The following is a 17,814-nucleotide window of genomic DNA, read 5'->3' on the forward strand; positions in this document are numbered from 1 at the left end:
GATCCCCGCAATCCCTCGATCAACGACTGCGGGGATCGTCGCTCAGCGACCGCTGAAGTCGCCCGGCCGCTTCTCGACGAAGGCGGTCATCGCTTCATCGTGATCGGCGGTGTGGTGCGCGAGGGCCTGCATCGTCGCCGACAGTTCCAGGACTTCACGCAGATCCGAGGTCCGCGACTCCTTCAGCAACCGCTTGGCCATCCGCGTCGCGTGCGGCGGGTTCTTCGCAATGCGCTTCGCCAACGCGACGGCGGTGGGCAACAGTTCGTCGGGCTCGACGACATCGGCGACCAGTCCCCACTCCACTGCGGTCTTGGCGTCGACGCGATCGCCGGTCAGCGCCATCTGCGCCGCACGCTGCGGTCCGATCGCGTGGCTGAGAAGCCAGGCGCCGCCGTCGCCGGGAATGATGCCGAGTTGCACGAACGATTCGGCGAACCACGCCTTCGTCGACGCGATGCGGAGGTCTGCCATCACCGCGAGGTCGCAACCCGCACCGACGGCGGGTCCGTTCACCGCGGCGACCACCGGCACCTCGAGGTCGTTCATCGCAAGCGGAATCCGTTGGATGCCACCGCGATAGCCGTTACGCAGCTCGTACGGCGACCCGGCGAACATGCCCGCCTTCTCGCGCATGTCGTTGACATTGCCGCCCGCCGAGAACGCGGAGCCCGCACCCGTCAGCACGATGCACCGCGTGTCGAGATCGCCTTGCACGCGGCGCGCGTTCTCCACGAACGCCTCGATCACCTCAGCACTGGAGATCGGATTGCGCTGGTCCGGCAGGTTCACCGTCCAGGTCTCCACGTGGTCGGCACGTTCCACCAGCAGCGGTTCGGTCATGATGTTCCCTTTCCTAAGTGTTCACGTCTGCGAACGAGTTCAGTCGCGCTCATCCCATTCCATCGCCTGCTCGCGCAGTGCGGTGATGATCTGCTCTCGGTCGCGCGCCAGATCGGCATGCCGTCCGACGACGCCGACCGCGGCCACCACCCGATCCCCCTCGCGCACCGCGATGGAGATGCCGTCGAGCTCGGGATCCTCGGCGATGTTCGGCAGCACCGACATGTCGGTGGCCCGGATCGACTCCAGCTCGTCGAGGAGCAGTCGTACCCGCGACTGGTCGTCGTCGCCCAGCGTCTCGAGGTAGGCCCAGAGGTCGCGGGGCTCCCAGTCCGCCATCAGGACCAGTCCGCTCGACGTCCTGATCAGCGACCGGCGAAGGAAGCGTTCGGCCAGGTATGCGGTGCGCGGATCGTCGGAGACGTGGTCGATGTACACGATGTCGGAACCGATGGCCACCGCCAGGACGACGCTGGTACGACCCGTCCGTTCGTGCAGGCGCACCAGGTCGTCGTGCACGATGCGATTCACCGCACCGCGACCGGCGACCAGGTTCAGGAAGTGGGGCGCGGCACCGAGTCGATACACCCGGGAGCGCTCGTCGAGATAGCCGGTGGCGACCAGACCGTTCACCAGGCCCTGCACAGACGAGACCGGCGCACCGACATGGCGGGCGATCTCGGTGAGCGAGGCACCCTCGGAGCGCGCGACGAATTCCAGGATGCCCGAGACGCGGTCGACCATCCGATGTCGCGGTCGTACCGTAGCGGGTCGCTGTGTCACCGGAGCCCCTTTCGCAGCATCGACACTGTGTCCATGTGCAGTCACAGCCATCGTCGATGGAGAGACGTTGACCGCGCCGCAGCATGTGAACTATTCTAACACGAGTTATGTATTTACGTAAGTATCAACCCATAGACGTAACCTACCGACCGAAAGAGCGACGATGCCCGCATTGATGCCTCCTGCCACGAGGGAGACGACGGAACTGATCGACCTGCGTCGCCGGGTGCGCGAGTTCCTCCGTGAGCGCCGCGATTCCGGCACCGTCTCCCCGACGGTCGACACCTGGCTCAGCGGGTGGGACGTCGACTTCACCCGGGCGCTCGCCGCGCAGGGCTGGCTCGGCATGACCATCCCCACCGAATACGGCGGGCACGGCCGCACCTTCCTCGAGCGGTTCGTCGTCACCGAGGAACTCCTCGCCGCGAGCGCACCTGTCGCCGCACATTGGATCGCCGACCGGCAGGTGGCGCCGACCATCCTGCGGTACGGCAGCGAAGCCATCAAGCGCGACTACCTGCCGCGCATCACTCGGGGCGAGATGTTCTTCGGCATCGGGATGAGCGAACCTGATTCCGGATCGGACTTGGCGAGCGTCCGCACCCGAGCCGAACAGGTCAACGGCGGCTGGCGCGTCCACGGGACCAAGCTGTGGACCTCCGGCGGCCACGAAGCCGACGCGTTCATCGCCCTGGTGCGGACCGCTCCCGTCGCCCCGACCGCACCGGGCGAGCGCCCGAACCGCCACGCCGGCCTGAGCCAGCTGCTGGTGCGGCTGTCCGACCCGGGCGTCGAGATCCGCCCGGTGATCTCGGCCAACGGTCTGCACCACTTCAACGAGATCCACCTCGACGGCGTGTTCGTCGCCGACGATCATGTGATCGGCGAGCTCGGCGACGGCTGGCGGCAGGTCACCTCGGAGCTGAGCTTTGAACGCAGTGGGCCGGAGCGGTTCCTGTCCACCTACGGACTCGTCGAGGCGATCACCCACACCGACGACGTCGACGTCGACGACACCGAGCTGGGGCGGATCGTCGGACGGCTCGGAGGGCTGCACCAGATGTCGCTGTCGGTGGCCACCGCACTGCAGCGCGGCGACGCCGCCGACGTCCCCGCCGCGCTCGTCAAGGTGCTGGGGACCTCCCTCGAGGGCGACATCGCCGACCTCGCCGACCTCGCTCTGCCCGCAGGCGGAACCGACACGGTGTCGGCCCTCACCCGACGCGCCGTGACGCAGCGACCCGGATTCACCCTGCGCGGCGGGACCAACGAGATTCTGCGGGGCGTCATCGCCCGCGGACTGGGCATGCGGTGAACCGCGACAGCGAAGGAGACCCTCTCATGAACAGTCAGACCCTGCAGACCGCGACGGTCGACTCCGACCTGTTGCAGATGGTGCGCGAAGTCCTCGCCGGCGACGTCACCGACCGCCTCGCTGCCGCGGGCACGGGCGTCGTCTTCGATGACGCCCTGTGGAAGCAGTTGGCCGAGCTCGGCCTCGTCGCGCTGACCACCCCCGAGTCCGACGGCGGATCCGGGGCCGGCTGGCTCGAGGCCGCCGCGCTCTACAGCGAGGCGGCGGCCACGGCCCGGCATCTGCCGCTCGTCGAGACCGATCTGCTCGCCAACTGGTTGCTGCGCACCGCGGGGCTGCCCGCGGGCGACCCGACCACGCCGCGCACGGTGGCGGTGGTCGGCGCCGACGGTCGCGCCGCCGCCGTGCCGTGGCTCGGCGTCGTGGAGTCCGTCGTCATCGTGCGACGCGGCAGCGGCGGCTCCGCGTCGCTCGTCGAGATCGAGTCGACCGCCCTGTCGGCCGTCGCCGACATCACGCCGGTGCCGACCAACTCCGGACAGCCACGCGCCGATCTCACCCTGACCGGTGAGCTTCCCACCGGAACCGACCTCGACGACGCCGCCGCCGTGCTCGACGAGCTCGCGCTGCGCGGCGCCCTCGCCCGGGCGGCGTCGTGCGCAGGCGCCCTCGAGAAGGCCGTCGACCTCGCCGTCGAGCACACCAGTGTTCGCGTTCAGTTCGGCCGTCCGCTCGCCGCGTTCCAAGCAGTACAGCAACTGGTTGCCGACAGTGCCGCCGAAGCGGCACTGGCCCGGGCCGCGGTCGACGCCGCCGTGCTGGAGACCGAGGCCACCGGACTGCGCACACCGGCCGCGGCGACCCGGGTTGCCGTCGCACGATCGTGCGCCGGTCATGCCGCCTCGGTGGTCGTGCGCAACACCCATCAGGCGCACGGCGCGATCGGCACCACGCAGGAACACCCGCTGCACCTGTTCACCCTGGCGGCACTCGACTGGCGCAGCGAGTTCGGCACCACTCGCGCATGGGATCGCGTGCTCGGCCGGCTGGTCCGCCAGGATCCGCCGCAACTGTGGCCGGTCGTGACCGGACAGGCCGAGGCGCAGACCAGCCCTCATCCACTACCGTGATTCCATGACCGCAGACTGGAGGCACGCTCGCGTCGCCGAGATCCGCACCTTGATCAACACGGCGGCGCCGGGCGTCGTCGAAGAGGCCAAGTGGAAGAAGGCGTCGAATCCCGACGGCGTTCCAACGTTCTCCCTCGACGGGCTGATCTGCACGGTCGAGACCTACAAAGCCAAAGTGAAGGTCACGTTCGCCAAGGGCGCGTCACTGCCCGATCCGACAGGCCTGTTCATTCCGACGACCGGCGGCACTCGACGAGCGATCGACACCGTCGAGGACGACGACCTCGACGCCGACGCCTTCGTGGCGATCGTCCAGGCCGCGGTGGCGCTGAACCAGTCGTAGGCACCCGCCGTCGGGCCGGAATAGATCCCGCACCGACGGCGTTGACCCGACTGGATCGGTTGCGTTCCGTGTCCCCCGGGCTCAACCCTTCGCCTTCGCGGAGTTCCGTACGGCTGGAGCCGCGTTGCGCCTTTCGCCGAGAGGCGACCGAACGCGACCGGTCCGCTAACTTCTTTCCGGCCGCGCCCTGACCGCAGCGCTCGTCACCCCTACGAGCGAGACGGCCTGTCGATCCGGTAAACACGCTCTGCCGTCAGCTGAAAGAGTTGCTCCTTCTCCTCGCGTGACGCGCCGCGAACGATGTATTTAAGCGCGTTCCAATACGGAACGAACCCGCACGATCGCCCGTCCACCGGGAAGTTGCTCATCATCATGCAGCGGTCGGCCCCGAACGCGTCGATCGCCTCGACGACGAACGGTTCCCAGGCGCTCGCGAGTTCGCGAGACGTCGGGGGCACCGGCCTCGAATCGAAGCCGAAGCCGAGAAAGACCTGCCCGAGACCGCCCACTTTGCAGACGACGTTCGGTCGTGACGCCAGTTCACGAAGGTCACGACGCCACGCAGCGATCTCCTCCCGGCGTTGGTCTTCCGACAGGCCGATGAGAAGCGGAAAGCCCGTATGGTTCAGCGCGAAGACGGTCTCGGGCACCTCATCGGCGAGACGACTGAAGTCGCTCAGCCGATGATGAAACGCATTCGCGTCGTAGACGAGCCCTCGACGTCCCAACTCGCGTAACCCGGCGACGAGGTCGGGATGATCCAGGATCCCCCGCGGCGGAGGGTTGCTGATGTACGCGCTCATGGCCGGGTCGTCGTACTCGAGCGTGATCTGGCGAATCCCGCGGAAGCGTTCCGGCGCGCGGGCGATGGCTTCGTCGAGCACCTCGCCAACCGCGTGTCCGCGGCGCAGGTCCGCGTAACCGACGATCGCCGCAGCGACGTCGCAATCGCCGTAGAACCCCGTCGCCGCCATCGCCGCGATTCCATTCGCGAACTCGATCTCGCCGATCGAGCGGAGGTGTTCGGGTCCCCAGGTGCGCGCCATCGCCATGATCTCGATGTAGACGGAGCCGACGATCCGGTGGCCGAGAGCCACGTCTCCGGCGTATTCGTCGAGCAGGTAACGCGCGCCGGGGCGGTCGTACAGATGGTGGTGCGCATCGATGATCTCCAGGTCCGGATCGAGAATCTCCTCGTCAGACCTCTCATGACGACGCTCGGTGGGCGGCAGATACGACCCCGCCGGTGCGGCTTCACGCACGATAGGCCTCCCTGCCTCTTGCTGTGCTGTACTCGTCATCCTCAACGTCCTTCGGCGACGCCGGCCGCGAGCATGAGCACCGTCGACATCCCGCCGTCGACGAGGAGGTCCTGACCGGTGATCTGCGAGGCGGCATCGCCGGCCAGAAATATCGCAGCTCGGGCGACGTCGTCGGGTTGACCGATGCGCCGGAGCGGGAGGTTCGCCTCCCGCTTCTCTCTGATGGCCCGCTGCCGCGGATCGCTCATGTCATTGAAGACGCCCGCCGTGGCCCCGGTGATCGTCGGCCCCGGCGAGACGCTGTTGACACGAATCCCATCGGGCCCCCACTCCAGCGCCAACTGACGCACGAGCATCAACAAACCCGCCTTGGCAACCGAGTACGCACCCTGCGGCGGCGCCGGATGGTGCCCGCAGATCGACGCGGTGGCAACGATGCTGCCCTGACTGGCGGACAACAGCGGATGCGCCGCCTGCGCCAGGAGCCAGGTCGCGCGGACGTTCAATGCCACCATCCGGTCGAAGGTCGCGACATCAAGATCCTTCATCGTTGCGAACGCCGCGGCACCCGCGTTGCTCATGAGGGCGTCGAGCCCGCCGAGGACTCGCTCGGCTTCACGGACCACGCGGCCTGGCTCGTCGGGGTCGGTGAGATCGGCGACAACGCTCCCGACCCGGCCGTCGCGCCCCTGGAGTTCGGCAACGACTTCGTTCAAGCCGACGGCGTCGACATCCACGAGAAGCAGATCGCTGCCGTCTGCCGCGGCGATCTCGGCGATGGAACGGCCGATTCCACTGGCCGCGCCCGTGACGATCATTCGGGCACCGGTCATAACACTCTCCTTAGATCAGATTGGGCGTAACGACCCTGCTCAGGATTCGACTCATCACGCCAGTTCGAGAAATTCTTGAACACCATCGAGATGCGCACCTCTAAGCCCGCTGCGCTTGTTCCACTACCGCGTCAGAAGCACTGGCAGTTAGCGGCACCGCCACGTCGTTCTCCTCGCTGTCGTCGAACATCGACTTCGAGTGCCGCCACAGCACGAATGCGATCACGCCGGACAGGAGAACAACCATCGAAGCCGTCAGATACATCGCTTTCGGAGAGACGACAGCAAGCAGCACGCCGACCAACAGCGGTGCGGCGATGGCCCCGATTCGACTGATTCCGCCCATCAAGCCGAGCGCTCGGGCTCGAATGGCGGCCGGGTACAGCCGCGGAGCCGACGTCATGTAGGCCGCGAGTCCCGCACTCATCCCCATGCCGAGGATGACAGCGGCCACGTAGGCGACACCGTTCTGCAGATTCATCGCAAAGACGATCTGCCCGATAACCGAGATACCGATCGAGATCCAACACAGCTTGACCGGAATGATCTTCATGGTCGCCAGAGCCATCAGGAATGCGCCGATAATCGCACCGAAACTGATCACCGTCGCCATCAGCGCGCCGGTCTCCTGGCTCGATGTCGCATCCGAGATCAGTTGCGGGGTCCAGCTGCTGATGAAGAACGATCCTGCAATACCGAAGGTGTAGCCGAACCAGATGAGCAGCGACCGTGCACGGTACTGGGGAGCCAAGACGCCCACGGCAGATTCTTCGTCATCGGTGTCGTCATGCGCTTCGACCTTGGGCGGGATCGAGGTGTCGACACCAACCAGTCCCATGCGACGGACCAACGAATCGAGGCGACGATCGTCCGGCCGCTCCGCGAGGAAGACGGGACTCTCCGGCAGACAGATGAAGGCGATCGCCGCAACCACGAACGAGAAGAGTGCCCCGAAGATGAACAGGGACTGCCACGAACTGTCGAACTGCCGGATGACGACCAGGCTGGCGAATCCGCCGAGAGTGGTTCCCACGGGGTAACCCAGGGTGATCAATCCGACCGCCAGCCCACGACGGTTCTGGCTCGAGCATTCATCACCGAGTACGTGAAGCAATGGGAGCACCGCACCGATGGCGATACCGCTCAGCAGTCGAGTGACCATCAAGAATTCGGCATTCGGCGACAATGCACCGAGCAGCATGCATGCTCCTGCTCCGACGAGCCCGAGTACGATCACCGGCTTTCTGCCGATCCGATCAGCCATCGGCGCCACAACCACCGAACCGATGGCATACCCGACGAATCCCACGCTGATCAACAGCCCCTTCTCGCCTCCGCCGATGAATCCATCCGGCAGGTACGGAAGAGCGTAAGGGACCAGCAATAGATCCAATCCGTCGACAACACCGCAGACGACGCATAAGAGCACCACGGACCACCGGTAGGGATTCATTCTCTGCGACCGCAGAGCAGACACGACATCCATCGGCAAACAACCTTTCGTCATGGACTGAGAACAGACTCTCGAACCCGCACGGGGTGACGAGTCGCGTACGTACACACCCAAGAATTGGACGTATATGTGTACGTTCATCCGCATCGATGAATGTACTCCAGGTCACACTGCTGCACAAGCATTCAGAATGTCGAACGGGGCCGGGTTCGCTGCATCCCGCTCGGAGAGGCAACTCGGTGCATCCGGACCGACGTCGGCCGCTCCTGCCGCATCGGACAACGGTAGCGCATCCGGCTATCCGCCGAAGATAGCCCGCCTCGGCAGGCCCGAGCGATACCCTCATCGCTACCAGCAGTGTGATCCAGACCTCAGGACGTGAACCGTGGCCGTATCTCTCAAGCAGTCGATATCTGACGTGTTGCGGGCCGCAGGCTCCCTCTCGGACAACGCGGCCGCGCAGGTCAGCGGTCCGGTTCGCACGGGCATCGACCTCGGGACAGCGACCTGTGTGCTCGTCACGATCGACGAGGAGGGCGCCCCGGTGTGGATCGACGCGACGCCGACCGCAGCCATCCGAGACGGGGTGGTCGTCGACTTCGCCGAAGCCGCAGCGGCGACGACTCGCCTGCGCGCTCGCGCCGAGGAGCGCCTGCAGCGGGAGCTGACCACCGCGGCGACCTGCTACCCGCCGTGCGTCGGTGAGGCCGAGAGTCGCGCCTGCCGATTCGTTCTCGAAGCAGCGGGATTCGAGGAGGTGTCGTTGATCGACGAGGTGAGCGCGGCCAACCTGGCGCTCGGGGTCAGGGACGGGGTGGTGGTCGACGTCGGCGGCGGCTCCACCGGCGTCGGAGTCTTCCGCAACGGATCCCTGGAACTGCTGGACGACCGTCCCGGCGGCGGGCACCACCTGGATCTCATTCTCTCGGGCGCGTTCGGCATCGACCAGGACGAAGCCGAGCGTCGCAAGCGGGAGGGATCCGACGGCGAGTTCCTGTCGATTCTGCGCCCCGGCTTCGAACGCATCGCGCAGAACATCGCAGACCTGACACGCGGTGCCGACGACCTCGACGTCCACCTCGCAGGCGGTGCCCTGATGTACCCGGGCGCGGACTCGGTGATCGCCGCATTCCTGGACCGGACGGTGCACAGCTATCCGAACGCCAACCTCATCACGCCGCTGGGAATCGCACGATCGGTGGCCTGACCGGGCGGTGCCCGGCGAGACGAGGAGGCATTCGATGACCGTTGAGAACAGCGACGCGGGCAGGGCACTGCCCGACGAGTTCGCCGCACTCCTGGGCCGCGCGCTCGACGACCCCGTGCTCGCCGAGCGCGCCGTCGTCGCGCTGTTGGCCGAGATCGGTGGGGCTCGACTGGCGCGACGGACTGCGGACGGCTGGCACCTCGTGACCGCTCCCGGCGACCTCGAACCGATCAATTCGCAGCTCGCCTCACTCGAGATCGCCGCCGAGTTGTCGAGCGGAGCGGACACCATCGCACCGGCTTACGCGATCCTCGCTGCGGAGCCGGACCACACCCCGCTGACACAGACCGCCGTGCAGCAGATCTGCACCTGGCTCACGCTCTGCCGCACGGCCTCCGAGCGGCACGACGAGCGAGACGAGTACCGCGAAGAACTCGATGCCCTGACCGTTCTGGTCAAACACATGCTGACCGTTCGCGACCTCGACCAGGTGTTGTTGACGATCACCACCGAGACCCTGCGCATGAGCGAATCGGACATCTGCGGGGTGTTTCTCCGCGAAGGCGACGAGATCCACATGCGGTCGTGCGTGGGGCACCGCTTGATGGAGACCGCACGACTGCGCATGAGCGCGGGGCAAGGCGTCGCCGGAATGGTGTTCGAGACGCGCGCCCCCGCTCGCGTCGACAGCTATCTCCAGGACCGGCGCATCAGCACCCATTTCATGTCCCTCGCCGAACAGGAGGAGACGCGCTCGGCACTCGCGGTGCCGCTGATTCTCGGCGACGACCTCATCGGCGTCCTCGAGGTCTGGCGGCGCCGGTATTCGAATTTCACCGAACGCGACGTCCGCCGTCTCGAAGAACTCGCCGACCTCGCGACCATCGCCATCGACAACGCCCGCCTCTACGACTCGCAGCGCACCGCACTCACCGCGCTCGAATCCACCAGGGTGCGGTTGAAGGATCAGGTCGACCTTCTCGACGAGACGGCCCGGCTGCAGAAGTCGTTGATCGACATCGTCCTCGACAACGGTCCGGTGTTTCCGCGGGTGGCCCGGACGCTCGCCGAACACCTGAACTGCACCGTCGCGGTCCTCACCCCGGACGGGACGGTGGACGCCGTCTACCCGCGCGAGACGCCGACCGCTCAGATGGAGCACGCGTTCGCCCGGCATCGTGAATCGGTGAACGTCGGACCTCGCCTGTTGGCGACCGGCTCGGACGATCCGGTCTGGCTGCAGCCCATCGAGATCGGCAGCGATCACTTCGGCGCCGTCTGCGTCCAGGGTCGCGATCTCAGTCGGGAACGGATCGGCGTCGCGTGTTCCCAAGCGGCCGTCGCCTGCACGCTCTTCTATCTGCAACAGCGGGCGGCGAGCCTGGCCCGCGCCGAGGCTCTCGACCAGATTCTGTGGGACCTCATGGACGGCTCGGCCGAGCAGCGCGCTGCAGCGCGCGGCCGCGCCCAGCAGATGGGCGTCCGGCTGAAGGGCTGGCACCGCGTCCTGTACGGCGCGATCGAGAATCTCGAGTCGACCACCGGCAGAGGCGAGGCCAGCGTCTCGGCGGCGGATCGCTCACGCCGAGCAATCCTGCGCACGGTCCGCGACGTCTCACTCCCGCCGCAGGTGACCCTCGCCAGTGTGCGGGGAAACCGCCTCGTCGCACTGGTGCCGATTCAGGACCGCGACCGGTCGCGGTCGTTCCTGAAGGCGTTGAACACCCAACTCGGCACCGACCACGCCGGCGTCACGATCTCGTGGGGCCTGAGCACACCGCGCGAACACCCCGGCCAGTACACCGAGGCGTATGCGGAGGCACGCACGGCGCTCGCCGCGGCGCGCCGCTTGGGCGGAGCGTCGTCGCTGTACGACGACCTCGGCATCGTTCGTCTCCTGCTGGGCCACGAGGACGCCGACTTCCACTCCTTCGTCTACGAGATCACCGGCCCGCTGCAGGCGTACGACCAGAAGAACGACGGTGCGTTGATGAAGACGCTGCAGGCGTACTTCGATGCGAACTGCTCGCAGAAGGACGCCGCCGAACTCCTGTACGTGCACCACAAGACTCTCGCGTACCGCCTCGACCAGATCCGCAAGCTCACCGGGCTCGACCTGTCACAGCACTCGGATCGCATGCGGGCCGATTTGGCTCTCCGCCTGCTCGACGTATCGGAGCAGGCCGAAGAGCCCGGGGGCGACGTGGACCGCGTCGAGTGACGCGCTCGAGGCGGTCCCGCTCGCTCACATCACGATGATCGTCTTGACGCTGCGTCGCTCGTGCATCGCGGTGTAGCCGCGGACCGCGTCGGCCAGCCCCACCCGACCGTCGATGATCACGGTCGGATCGATGACGCCGGCGCGCAGCAGCGCCGTCAGCGCATCGCGATCGCGGATGGCGTTCCCGATCGCGAACGAGAGGGTGATCTCGTCCGCGAAGCACCTCGCCAACGGCATCGTCCACTGGTCTTCGGACGGAACGCCGACCGACACCACCGTGCCGCGACGCCGGACCACACCGAGCGCGGCTTCGAGCCCTCGGGCGCCGCCCGCCGCCTCGATGACCGCATCCGCACCGCGCCCGTCGGTGAGCTCGTCGATCGCCGCACGCGCAGCGTCGGGCGCAACGGCGAGTGCACCGCACCTCTGTGCGAGCTCGCGTCGCTCGGCGACCGGCTCCACGACCACCACGAAGCCCGCTGAGCAGGCCTGCGCGGCTTGACTGGCTATCTGCCCGACTGGACCCCCGCCGACGACTGCCACGGTCGAGCCGGGTGCGAAGTCCGCGCGCTGGACGGCGCCGTAGCCGGTCGCGACGATGTCGCCGAGGAACAGCCCCGCCTCGGGATCGGTGTCGGCGGGAAGTCGCTGCAGCGTCACATCGGCGAACGGAACCCGCACGTATTCGGCCTGCGCGCCGTCGATCTGCGCTCCGAACGCGGTGCCACTGCCGAAGAAGGTTCGCTCCGCGCACTCCCAGTGATATCCACCCCGACACCACCAGCACGCCCCGCAGGCCGTGAAGTCGGCGCCGGTCACCCGATCACCGACCGCGAGTCCGCGGACCGCGGCGCCCGCCTCCACGATCACCCCGACGAATTCGTGGCCGAGTCCGTCGCCCGGAGCCAGCGCTCCGTCCTGATGGATGAGGTGGAGGTCGGTGCCGCAGATTCCCGCGTACTCGACGCGAACGATCGCATCCGCCGGATCGGCGAGCACCGGCTCCGGCACGTCCCGTACCTCGACCTCACCGGCCCCGCGGAACACCACCGCCTTCATCGCGCGCCCGCCCCGTCCAACGCGCCGACCCGGTCACCGATGTGGCGTGCGGCCGTCTGGAGATCGTCGAGCTCTGCCGCGGTGAGGTCCACTTCGACGATCTCGGCGAGACCGGAGCGATCGAGCCGCACCGGCAGGCCGACGTAACCGCCGTCGATGCCGTACTGCCCGCGCGCCGAAACGGTGGCGGTGAGCAGTTCGCCGGTCTGGTTGACCATCGCCAGCACCATCCTCGCGGCCGACAGACCGGGAGCGAAGAACGCGCTGCCTGATTCCAGGAGTCCGACGACCTCGGCCCCCGAGTTTCGCGCCCGATCGACGAGCGCATCCACCGTCCCCGACCCGAGGCGGTCGGCCACCGACCGCCCGGCCACGGTGGCCTGCGACAGCGGAATCACCATCTCGTCGCCGTGACTGCCCAGCGCCAGAGCCGTCAGCTCACGCGGATGGACGCCGGCCACCTGCGCCGCCAACGCTTCGAAGCGCGACGAATCCAGTACTCCGGCCATTCCGATGACCCGGTCGGTCGGCAGACCGGACGTCCGCCAAGCGTGTTCGGTCATCTCGTCGACCGGATTGGTGACGATCACGAAGACCGCGTCGGGCGAGACCGCGACCGCATCGGACACCAGCGAACCGACGATCCCCGCGTTGACGCCGACCAGGTCGCTGCGGGTCATGCCCGGAGTCCGGGCCTTGCCCGCGGTGATCACGACATAGTCCGACGGGCCGGCCTCGGCGAGCGTGCGTACTCCACGGATCCTGGTCGAGAAGCCGAGGATCGGAGCCGAATGGGAGAGGTCGAGGGCGATGCCTGCGGCCCGTTGGCCGGCGATGTCGACGAGGACCACTTCGTCGATCGCGGCCGACTCGGCCAACCGCATCGCCGCGATCATGCCGACGTTGCCCGCGCCCACGACCGTCACCCGCCGGACACGTCCCGACGTCGGTGTCGATCCCGGCCCGCCCACCGCTCGGGTGTCGATGCGCACGTGCGCGGGAAGCGGAGCCCCCCGCCTGTAGAGGGCGGGCGACGGAGGGAACAACGGCGGCGGCGGTGGTCCCTCCCCGGGCATGAAGGCGCGCAGGCTCGTCAGCCGACCGGCGGGCCCCGTCGACGGGGTCGGATCAGTCCGCGTCGACACCGGACCGGTCGCCGGCCCCGACGCGGGTCGCGGCGCAGGAGCCGCGGCGCCGACCACGATCTCGATCCCGGTGTCGCGGGCACGCTCGCGGGCGAGGGGCGTGACGATGTCGCTGCGGCCCACCACCAGTTGGGTACGCCCAGCGCTCTGGGCCGCGTCGACGGCGTCGGCTCCGTGCACGGTCATTTCTTCACCGCCTCGACTCCGGTGAGCTCCTCCAGCGCTCCGATCGCCGCGTCGCGCGCCGCAGCCACTTCGCTCTCGCCGCCCGAGATGAAGAGTCGCCCGAATCGACCGACCGCCCGGATCTCGATGACGCTGATGTCCGCCGCCTTCTCGGCCTCGTTCGCGGCCAGGGCGATGTAGGCCGCCGGCGCACATTCCAGGACGAAGAGGCTGTCACCAGGCATGAGCAGCGAGCCCTTGCGCCACTTGTTGAGCAGTTGCGCCTGGTAGCCGTGCACATTGGAGATGAACTGGGTCGAGGCGATCGTGGGCTTGATTCGATCGGCCTCGGTCATTCCGAGGCCTTCGAGCATGGCGCTGCCTGCTGCGAGCACTTCCGCTTGTTGTTCGGAGTGCAACTCCAACAGCCCGAACTCCCGCTCGATGATCTGCATCGCGGGCCGGACGCCCGCGGCTTTCAACGCGATGTCGGCGGCTTTGAAGACCTCGTTGCCCGGGGCCATCTCGACGAACAGTTCGGCCATGCCCGCGAGCGGCGGGTCGCCGGGGCTGGTCGCCGCGACGTGGGCGGCGCATTGCGGCTGCATGCGATCGATGAACGCATAGGCGCGCAGGGTTGCTTGATGGCTCATGTTTGATCCTTTGTGGAGGTTGGCCTGTGGAGGTGGGCCGGCTACTCGTACACGCCGCGCCAGGGGCGGGCCAGATGAGCCACGCGCTTGATGTTGACCAGATGCAGCGGCGTCACGTTGTCCGAGCAGATGGAGCCGCTCCACGTCCCGGTCCCCAATTGGAACGACGGGTCGACGTTGCAGGAGTAACCCATGCCGCCGAAGAGCGCCGGGCTGTTGACGATGATGCGGCCCGCAGGCAAGTCGCTGAAGCGAGCGACGACGGTCGGCTCGGACGCGTGCAGCGCCACCGTGTGGCCTTCGCCCCCGAGCGCCAGAATCTCCCGGCAACGCCGGTGACCTGCCGCCGCGTCGACTTCGCGATAGACCGTCAGGACCGGTCCCAGGATCTCACGCGAGAGCAGAACATCACGTCCCACGCGGTCGAGTTCGGCGCCGAGCACCTTGGTGTCGGCGGGAACAGTGAATCCCGACATCTCGGCGAGGCGCTTCGCCGTCTGCCCGACCGAATCGGGCCGCAGACCGCCACGCTCGTCGAAGATGGTGCGGGCGAGGGCCGACTGCTGATCGGCCGTCAACCACGCCACGCCGGCGCGCGTCATCTCCCGAATCAGTTGATCGGCGATCGGCGCATCGGCGACGACCGACTGTTCGGCGACGCACGCGGTGCCGTTGTCGAACGATTTCGACGCGACCAGCATCGTCGCGACCTCGGTGATGTCCGCCGCCGACCGGTCGACGTAGGCGGGCACATTGCCTGCACCCACCGCGATCGTCGGTTTGCCGCTGGAGTAGGCCGCCGCCACCATGCTCGGGCCACCGGTCGCCAGTACCAACCGGACGTCACGATGCGACATCAGTTCCTGCGTCGCTGCCAGCGTCGGCTGGTGCAGGCACGACACCAGGTTCTCCGGCGCTCCCGCGGCGACCGCAGCGGCCGCCATGATCTCGGCGGCACGGACCGAGCACTTGACGGCTCGGGGGTGCGGCGCGTGAACGATCGCGTTGCCGGCCTTCACCGCCGCGAGACTCTTGAAGAGAACGGTCGCCGTGGGATTCGTGACCGGAATGATCGCCGCGATCAACCCCATGGGCGAGCCGATGGCCGTGACCTTGCTGGCCTCGTCCGCCCACAGGACGCCGACAGCGCGACGCTCCAGCATCCAGTCGGCAACGAACCCGGTGTTGAACCGGTTCTTGATGATCTTGTCTTCGTACACCCCGTAGCCGGTCTCCTCGGCGGCGAGCCGAGCCAATTCGTCCGATGCTTGGTAGCCGGCTTCAGCCATCGCACGCACGATGGTGTCCAGGAACTCCTGATCGGCACCGTCGATGGCTGCGAACGCGGCCTTGGACGCGGCGACCTGCGTGCGCACATCGGCGATCGCCGCAAGGTCGGGATCGAGCACAGCTGTCATTTCACTTCGCCTCTCTCGTCACCTCCGCCACGGCAGGCGCCGCGGGCGAAGGCATCAGCAGGTGCTCTCACGCGCCCTTCGGACGGGTCAGCAGTGCGAGCACGGACTCGGTCTCCTCATGGGGGCGGGGGATGACGTGAACCGAGACCACATCGCCGGCCTTGCCTGCGGCCACTGCGCCGGCATCGGTCGCGGCCTTCACCGCGCCGACGTCGCCGCGCACCATGATCGTCACCAGACCGCCGCCGATCTCGCGGTGACCCACCAGCTGCACATTCGCGGCCTTGACCATCGCGTCCGCGGCTTCGATCGCACCGACCAAGCCCTTGGTCTCGATGAGTCCCAATGCGCCTGATCCGCGAGCGGATCCATTCTGAACTGCCATTTCTCTGCCTGCTCTCCGTCTGGTTCGATGAGACGCGGGGGCTTTCCCCGCCCTCGTGGGTCCACTGATTTCGAGACGTCGGCCGCCGGTGCGGCCGCCGCTCATTTCTCGTAGGTGACGCTGCCGTCGACGATGAGGCTGTCGACGATGCCGACCACCGCCGCGTCGACCGGGGTGTCGCGGTCGTCGAGACCGACGCGGGCAGCGCTGCCGGTCACCACCAGCACCACCTCGCCGCGTCCGGCCCCGATCAGGTCGATCGCCGCATAGGCTCCGGCGCTCTCCTGGTCCGGCAGTGCCGGATCCAGATCCTGGAGGAGAAGGAGGCTGCGGCCGGCGATCGAGTCGAGCTTCGCTGACGAGACCACCTGTCCCACTACGCGTGCGGTTCGCATTGCGTCTCCATCCGGTCGTTTCTCCGGGCCCGGCGAGGCCCGCATCCACAGTTAAGACCGGCGCAGTGCCGTACTCCCTATCACTGCAAGACAAAACCACGGCACGTCGTTGTCCCCAAAGGAGGTGATGACCATCCCGAGAACAGGCACGCTAAGCAGACGGACACCTGTCCCCGACGAATGAGGAGCCATCATGATCCACGACCACGACGCCGACTTCCACACCCCGACGAGCGACTCCCCGACGTGGGCCGAGACCAACTACTTCGGCTTCTACATCCCCGAGGCGAACATGAACGTCGGCGTGTACGCGCTGTTCCGGCCCAACGTCGGCGTCGTGATCTCGACGATCTCGATCAACTCGAAGTTCGTGGAGGCGCCCTGGCAGGCCGAGTACTGGGATGCGCAGCATCACCTGGCCATCCCGAAGCCGTACAACCTCCGCGACTACTCCCTCGCCAACGGATTGTCGGTGACCTCCGTGGTGCCGAACAAGGTGTGGGATGTGTCGTACGACAACGGCGACGGCGTCAGCCTCTCGTTCCGGTACACCGCGCTGGCCGACGCGTTCGACATCCATGACCCGGAGCAGGACCCGATGGTCGCCGCGGCGTTGGCCAATGCCTCGGCCGACGACACCTTCGCCTGGGGCGAGGCCTACGCCGGGCACTTCGACCAGACCGGAAAGTTCGAAGGCGAACTCCATCTCCGCGGCAAGAAGTACGTCATCGACTGCGTGTCGACCATGGACCACAGCTGGGGGCTGCGCACCGAGCACCAGGGGCACACCATGAGCTGGCTGCACGCACACTTCTCAGACGACTTCGCCATCCACGGCATCTTCGATTTCGACCCGGAGCTGGGCCTCGACGCGGTGACGCCGTTGGCCTTGGAACACGGCTACGTGCTGGAGAACGGCCAGTTGTACGGTCTGTCGCATGCGGAGGGCCGCAGCATCCGCAACCGCGGCTTCTACCCCCACGCCATCGAACTCGAGGTCACCGACAGTCGCGGCAAGAGCCATCGACTCACCGGCCTCGGTCGCACCGCGTTCCCCTGGCAGGCCGGCCCCGGCACCGTCGGCTACAACGTGCTGCTCGAATGGCAGTACGGCGGTGACAAGGCCAGCGGGTGGGGCGAGACGATGGACTTCATCGGTCCCCAGGACGTGACCCGGATCTACAGCGGCCACGCGCGGCGTTGA

17 protein-coding genes are annotated in these 17,814 nt (G+C 67.4%); 6 read left to right on the forward strand and 11 right to left on the reverse strand.

The genetic code is table 11. The features are described from left to right. Positions 1–42 precede the first annotated feature (42 nt). Positions 43–843 (reverse strand): crotonase/enoyl-CoA hydratase family protein, encoded by an 801-nt coding sequence (locus GH2_RS04025; protein ID WP_066163474.1) that lies wholly within the window; start codon positions 841–843, stop codon positions 43–45. Between the two features lie 39 nt (positions 844–882). Continuing rightward, positions 883–1,626 carry a helix-turn-helix domain-containing protein gene (locus tag GH2_RS04030; RefSeq protein WP_244885300.1) on the reverse strand — a complete coding sequence of 248 codons (744 nt, stop codon included), beginning with the start codon at positions 1,624–1,626 and terminating at the stop codon, positions 883–885. Positions 1,627–1,789: 163 nt separating this feature from the next. Between GH2_RS04030 and GH2_RS04035 the strand changes: the two genes are divergently transcribed. The 3 genes from GH2_RS04035 to GH2_RS04045 are packed head-to-tail and all read left to right on the forward strand — an operon-like array spanning position 1,790 to position 4,414. Further along, positions 1,790–2,941, forward strand: coding sequence for an acyl-CoA dehydrogenase family protein (locus GH2_RS04035; protein WP_066163480.1), 1,152 nt, complete (start codon positions 1,790–1,792; stop codon positions 2,939–2,941). Positions 2,942–2,967: 26 nt separating this feature from the next. After that, positions 2,968–4,071: an acyl-CoA dehydrogenase family protein gene (locus GH2_RS04040; RefSeq protein WP_084247296.1), complete on the forward strand. Its 1,104-nt coding sequence runs from the start codon at positions 2,968–2,970 to the stop codon at positions 4,069–4,071. 4 nt (positions 4,072–4,075) lie between these two features. After that, complete coding sequence (locus GH2_RS04045) at positions 4,076–4,414, forward strand: DUF1801 domain-containing protein (RefSeq protein WP_066163482.1); 339 nt, start codon at positions 4,076–4,078, stop codon at positions 4,412–4,414. Between the two features lie 209 nt (positions 4,415–4,623). Here the strand turns inward: GH2_RS04045 and GH2_RS04050 are convergent, their stop codons facing one another. The 3 genes from GH2_RS04050 to GH2_RS04060 all read right to left on the reverse strand — a co-directional run bounded on the left by GH2_RS04050 (position 4,624) and on the right by GH2_RS04060 (position 7,962). Beyond that, positions 4,624–5,676, reverse strand: coding sequence for an amidohydrolase family protein (locus GH2_RS04050; RefSeq protein WP_204700932.1), 1,053 nt, complete (start codon positions 5,674–5,676; stop codon positions 4,624–4,626). 41 nt (positions 5,677–5,717) lie between these two features. Continuing rightward, positions 5,718–6,509 (reverse strand): SDR family NAD(P)-dependent oxidoreductase, encoded by a 792-nt coding sequence (locus GH2_RS04055; protein ID WP_066163484.1) that lies wholly within the window; start codon positions 6,507–6,509, stop codon positions 5,718–5,720. A gap of 100 nt (positions 6,510–6,609) precedes the next feature. Next, positions 6,610–7,962: an MFS transporter gene (locus GH2_RS04060; RefSeq protein ID WP_066163486.1), complete on the reverse strand. Its 1,353-nt coding sequence runs from the start codon at positions 7,960–7,962 to the stop codon at positions 6,610–6,612. Positions 7,963–8,347: 385 nt separating this feature from the next. On the opposite strand from GH2_RS04060, the gene eutJ reads away from it, so the two are divergent. Continuing rightward, complete coding sequence (gene eutJ / locus GH2_RS04065; RefSeq protein WP_066163488.1) at positions 8,348–9,169, forward strand: ethanolamine utilization protein EutJ; 822 nt, start codon at positions 8,348–8,350, stop codon at positions 9,167–9,169. Positions 9,170–9,203: 34 nt separating this feature from the next. After that, on the forward strand, positions 9,204–11,390 hold the full coding sequence (locus tag GH2_RS04070; protein WP_066163489.1) for a helix-turn-helix domain-containing protein: 2,187 nt from the start codon (positions 9,204–9,206) through the stop codon (positions 11,388–11,390). A 24-nt stretch (positions 11,391–11,414) separates the two neighbouring features. On the opposite strand, the gene GH2_RS04075 is transcribed toward GH2_RS04070, so the two are convergent. The 6 genes from GH2_RS04075 to GH2_RS04100 all read right to left on the reverse strand — a co-directional run bounded on the left by GH2_RS04075 (position 11,415) and on the right by GH2_RS04100 (position 16,610). Further along, positions 11,415–12,449, reverse strand: a complete 1,035-nt coding sequence (locus GH2_RS04075; RefSeq protein ID WP_066163491.1) for an alcohol dehydrogenase catalytic domain-containing protein — start codon at positions 12,447–12,449, stop codon at positions 11,415–11,417. Next, positions 12,446–13,780 (reverse strand): malate dehydrogenase, encoded by a 1,335-nt coding sequence (locus tag GH2_RS04080; RefSeq protein ID WP_066163494.1) that lies wholly within the window; start codon positions 13,778–13,780, stop codon positions 12,446–12,448. The genes GH2_RS04075 and GH2_RS04080 overlap by 4 nt, the downstream gene beginning before the upstream one ends. Further along, on the reverse strand, positions 13,777–14,412 hold the full coding sequence (locus tag GH2_RS04085; protein ID WP_066163495.1) for a hypothetical protein: 636 nt from the start codon (positions 14,410–14,412) through the stop codon (positions 13,777–13,779). The genes GH2_RS04080 and GH2_RS04085 overlap by 4 nt, the downstream gene beginning before the upstream one ends. A 41-nt stretch (positions 14,413–14,453) precedes the next feature. Next, a complete protein-coding gene (locus tag GH2_RS04090; RefSeq protein ID WP_066163496.1) occupies positions 14,454–15,830 on the reverse strand; it encodes an aldehyde dehydrogenase family protein in 1,377 nt (458 codons plus the stop codon). Positions 15,831–15,897: 67 nt separating this feature from the next. After that, positions 15,898–16,215 (reverse strand): BMC domain-containing protein, encoded by a 318-nt coding sequence (locus tag GH2_RS04095; RefSeq protein ID WP_066163499.1) that lies wholly within the window; start codon positions 16,213–16,215, stop codon positions 15,898–15,900. Positions 16,216–16,316: 101 nt separating this feature from the next. Continuing rightward, positions 16,317–16,610, reverse strand: coding sequence for a EutN/CcmL family microcompartment protein (locus tag GH2_RS04100; protein ID WP_066163501.1), 294 nt, complete (start codon positions 16,608–16,610; stop codon positions 16,317–16,319). A 193-nt stretch (positions 16,611–16,803) separates the two neighbouring features. On the opposite strand from GH2_RS04100, the gene GH2_RS04105 reads away from it, so the two are divergent. Continuing rightward, complete coding sequence (locus tag GH2_RS04105) at positions 16,804–17,814, forward strand: DUF7064 domain-containing protein (protein WP_066163502.1); 1,011 nt, start codon at positions 16,804–16,806, stop codon at positions 17,812–17,814.

It is taken from the genome of Gordonia hydrophobica NBRC 16057, from assembly GCF_001592365.1.
GTDB lineage: Bacteria > Actinomycetota > Actinomycetes > Mycobacteriales > Mycobacteriaceae > Gordonia > Gordonia hydrophobica.

Bases quoted from the DNA above. Each gene is read 5' to 3' on its own strand.
- GH2_RS04025 (WP_066163474.1), bottom strand. From the start codon at position 843: ATGACCGAACCGCTGCTGGTGGAACGTGCCGACCACGTGGAGACCTGG.
- GH2_RS04045 (WP_066163482.1), top strand. From the start codon at position 4,076: ATGACCGCAGACTGGAGGCACGCTCGCGTCGCCGAGATCCGCACCTTG.
- GH2_RS04075 (WP_066163491.1), bottom strand. From the start codon at position 12,449: ATGAAGGCGGTGGTGTTCCGCGGGGCCGGTGAGGTCGAGGTACGGGAC.
- GH2_RS04040 (WP_084247296.1), top strand. From the start codon at position 2,968: ATGAACAGTCAGACCCTGCAGACCGCGACGGTCGACTCCGACCTGTTG.
- GH2_RS04060 (WP_066163486.1), bottom strand. From the start codon at position 7,962: ATGAATCCCTACCGGTGGTCCGTGGTGCTCTTATGCGTCGTCTGCGGT.
- GH2_RS04105 (WP_066163502.1), top strand. From the start codon at position 16,804: ATGATCCACGACCACGACGCCGACTTCCACACCCCGACGAGCGACTCC.
- GH2_RS04085 (WP_066163495.1), bottom strand. From the start codon at position 14,412: ATGAGCCATCAAGCAACCCTGCGCGCCTATGCGTTCATCGATCGCATG.
- GH2_RS04070 (WP_066163489.1), top strand. From the start codon at position 9,204: ATGACCGTTGAGAACAGCGACGCGGGCAGGGCACTGCCCGACGAGTTC.
- GH2_RS04095 (WP_066163499.1), bottom strand. From the start codon at position 16,215: ATGGCAGTTCAGAATGGATCCGCTCGCGGATCAGGCGCATTGGGACTC.
- GH2_RS04055 (WP_066163484.1), bottom strand. From the start codon at position 6,509: ATGACCGGTGCCCGAATGATCGTCACGGGCGCGGCCAGTGGAATCGGC.
- GH2_RS04100 (WP_066163501.1), bottom strand. From the start codon at position 16,610: ATGCGAACCGCACGCGTAGTGGGACAGGTGGTCTCGTCAGCGAAGCTC.
- GH2_RS04090 (WP_066163496.1), bottom strand. From the start codon at position 15,830: ATGACAGCTGTGCTCGATCCCGACCTTGCGGCGATCGCCGATGTGCGC.
- GH2_RS04035 (WP_066163480.1), top strand. From the start codon at position 1,790: ATGCCCGCATTGATGCCTCCTGCCACGAGGGAGACGACGGAACTGATC.
- GH2_RS04080 (WP_066163494.1), bottom strand. From the start codon at position 13,780: ATGACCGTGCACGGAGCCGACGCCGTCGACGCGGCCCAGAGCGCTGGG.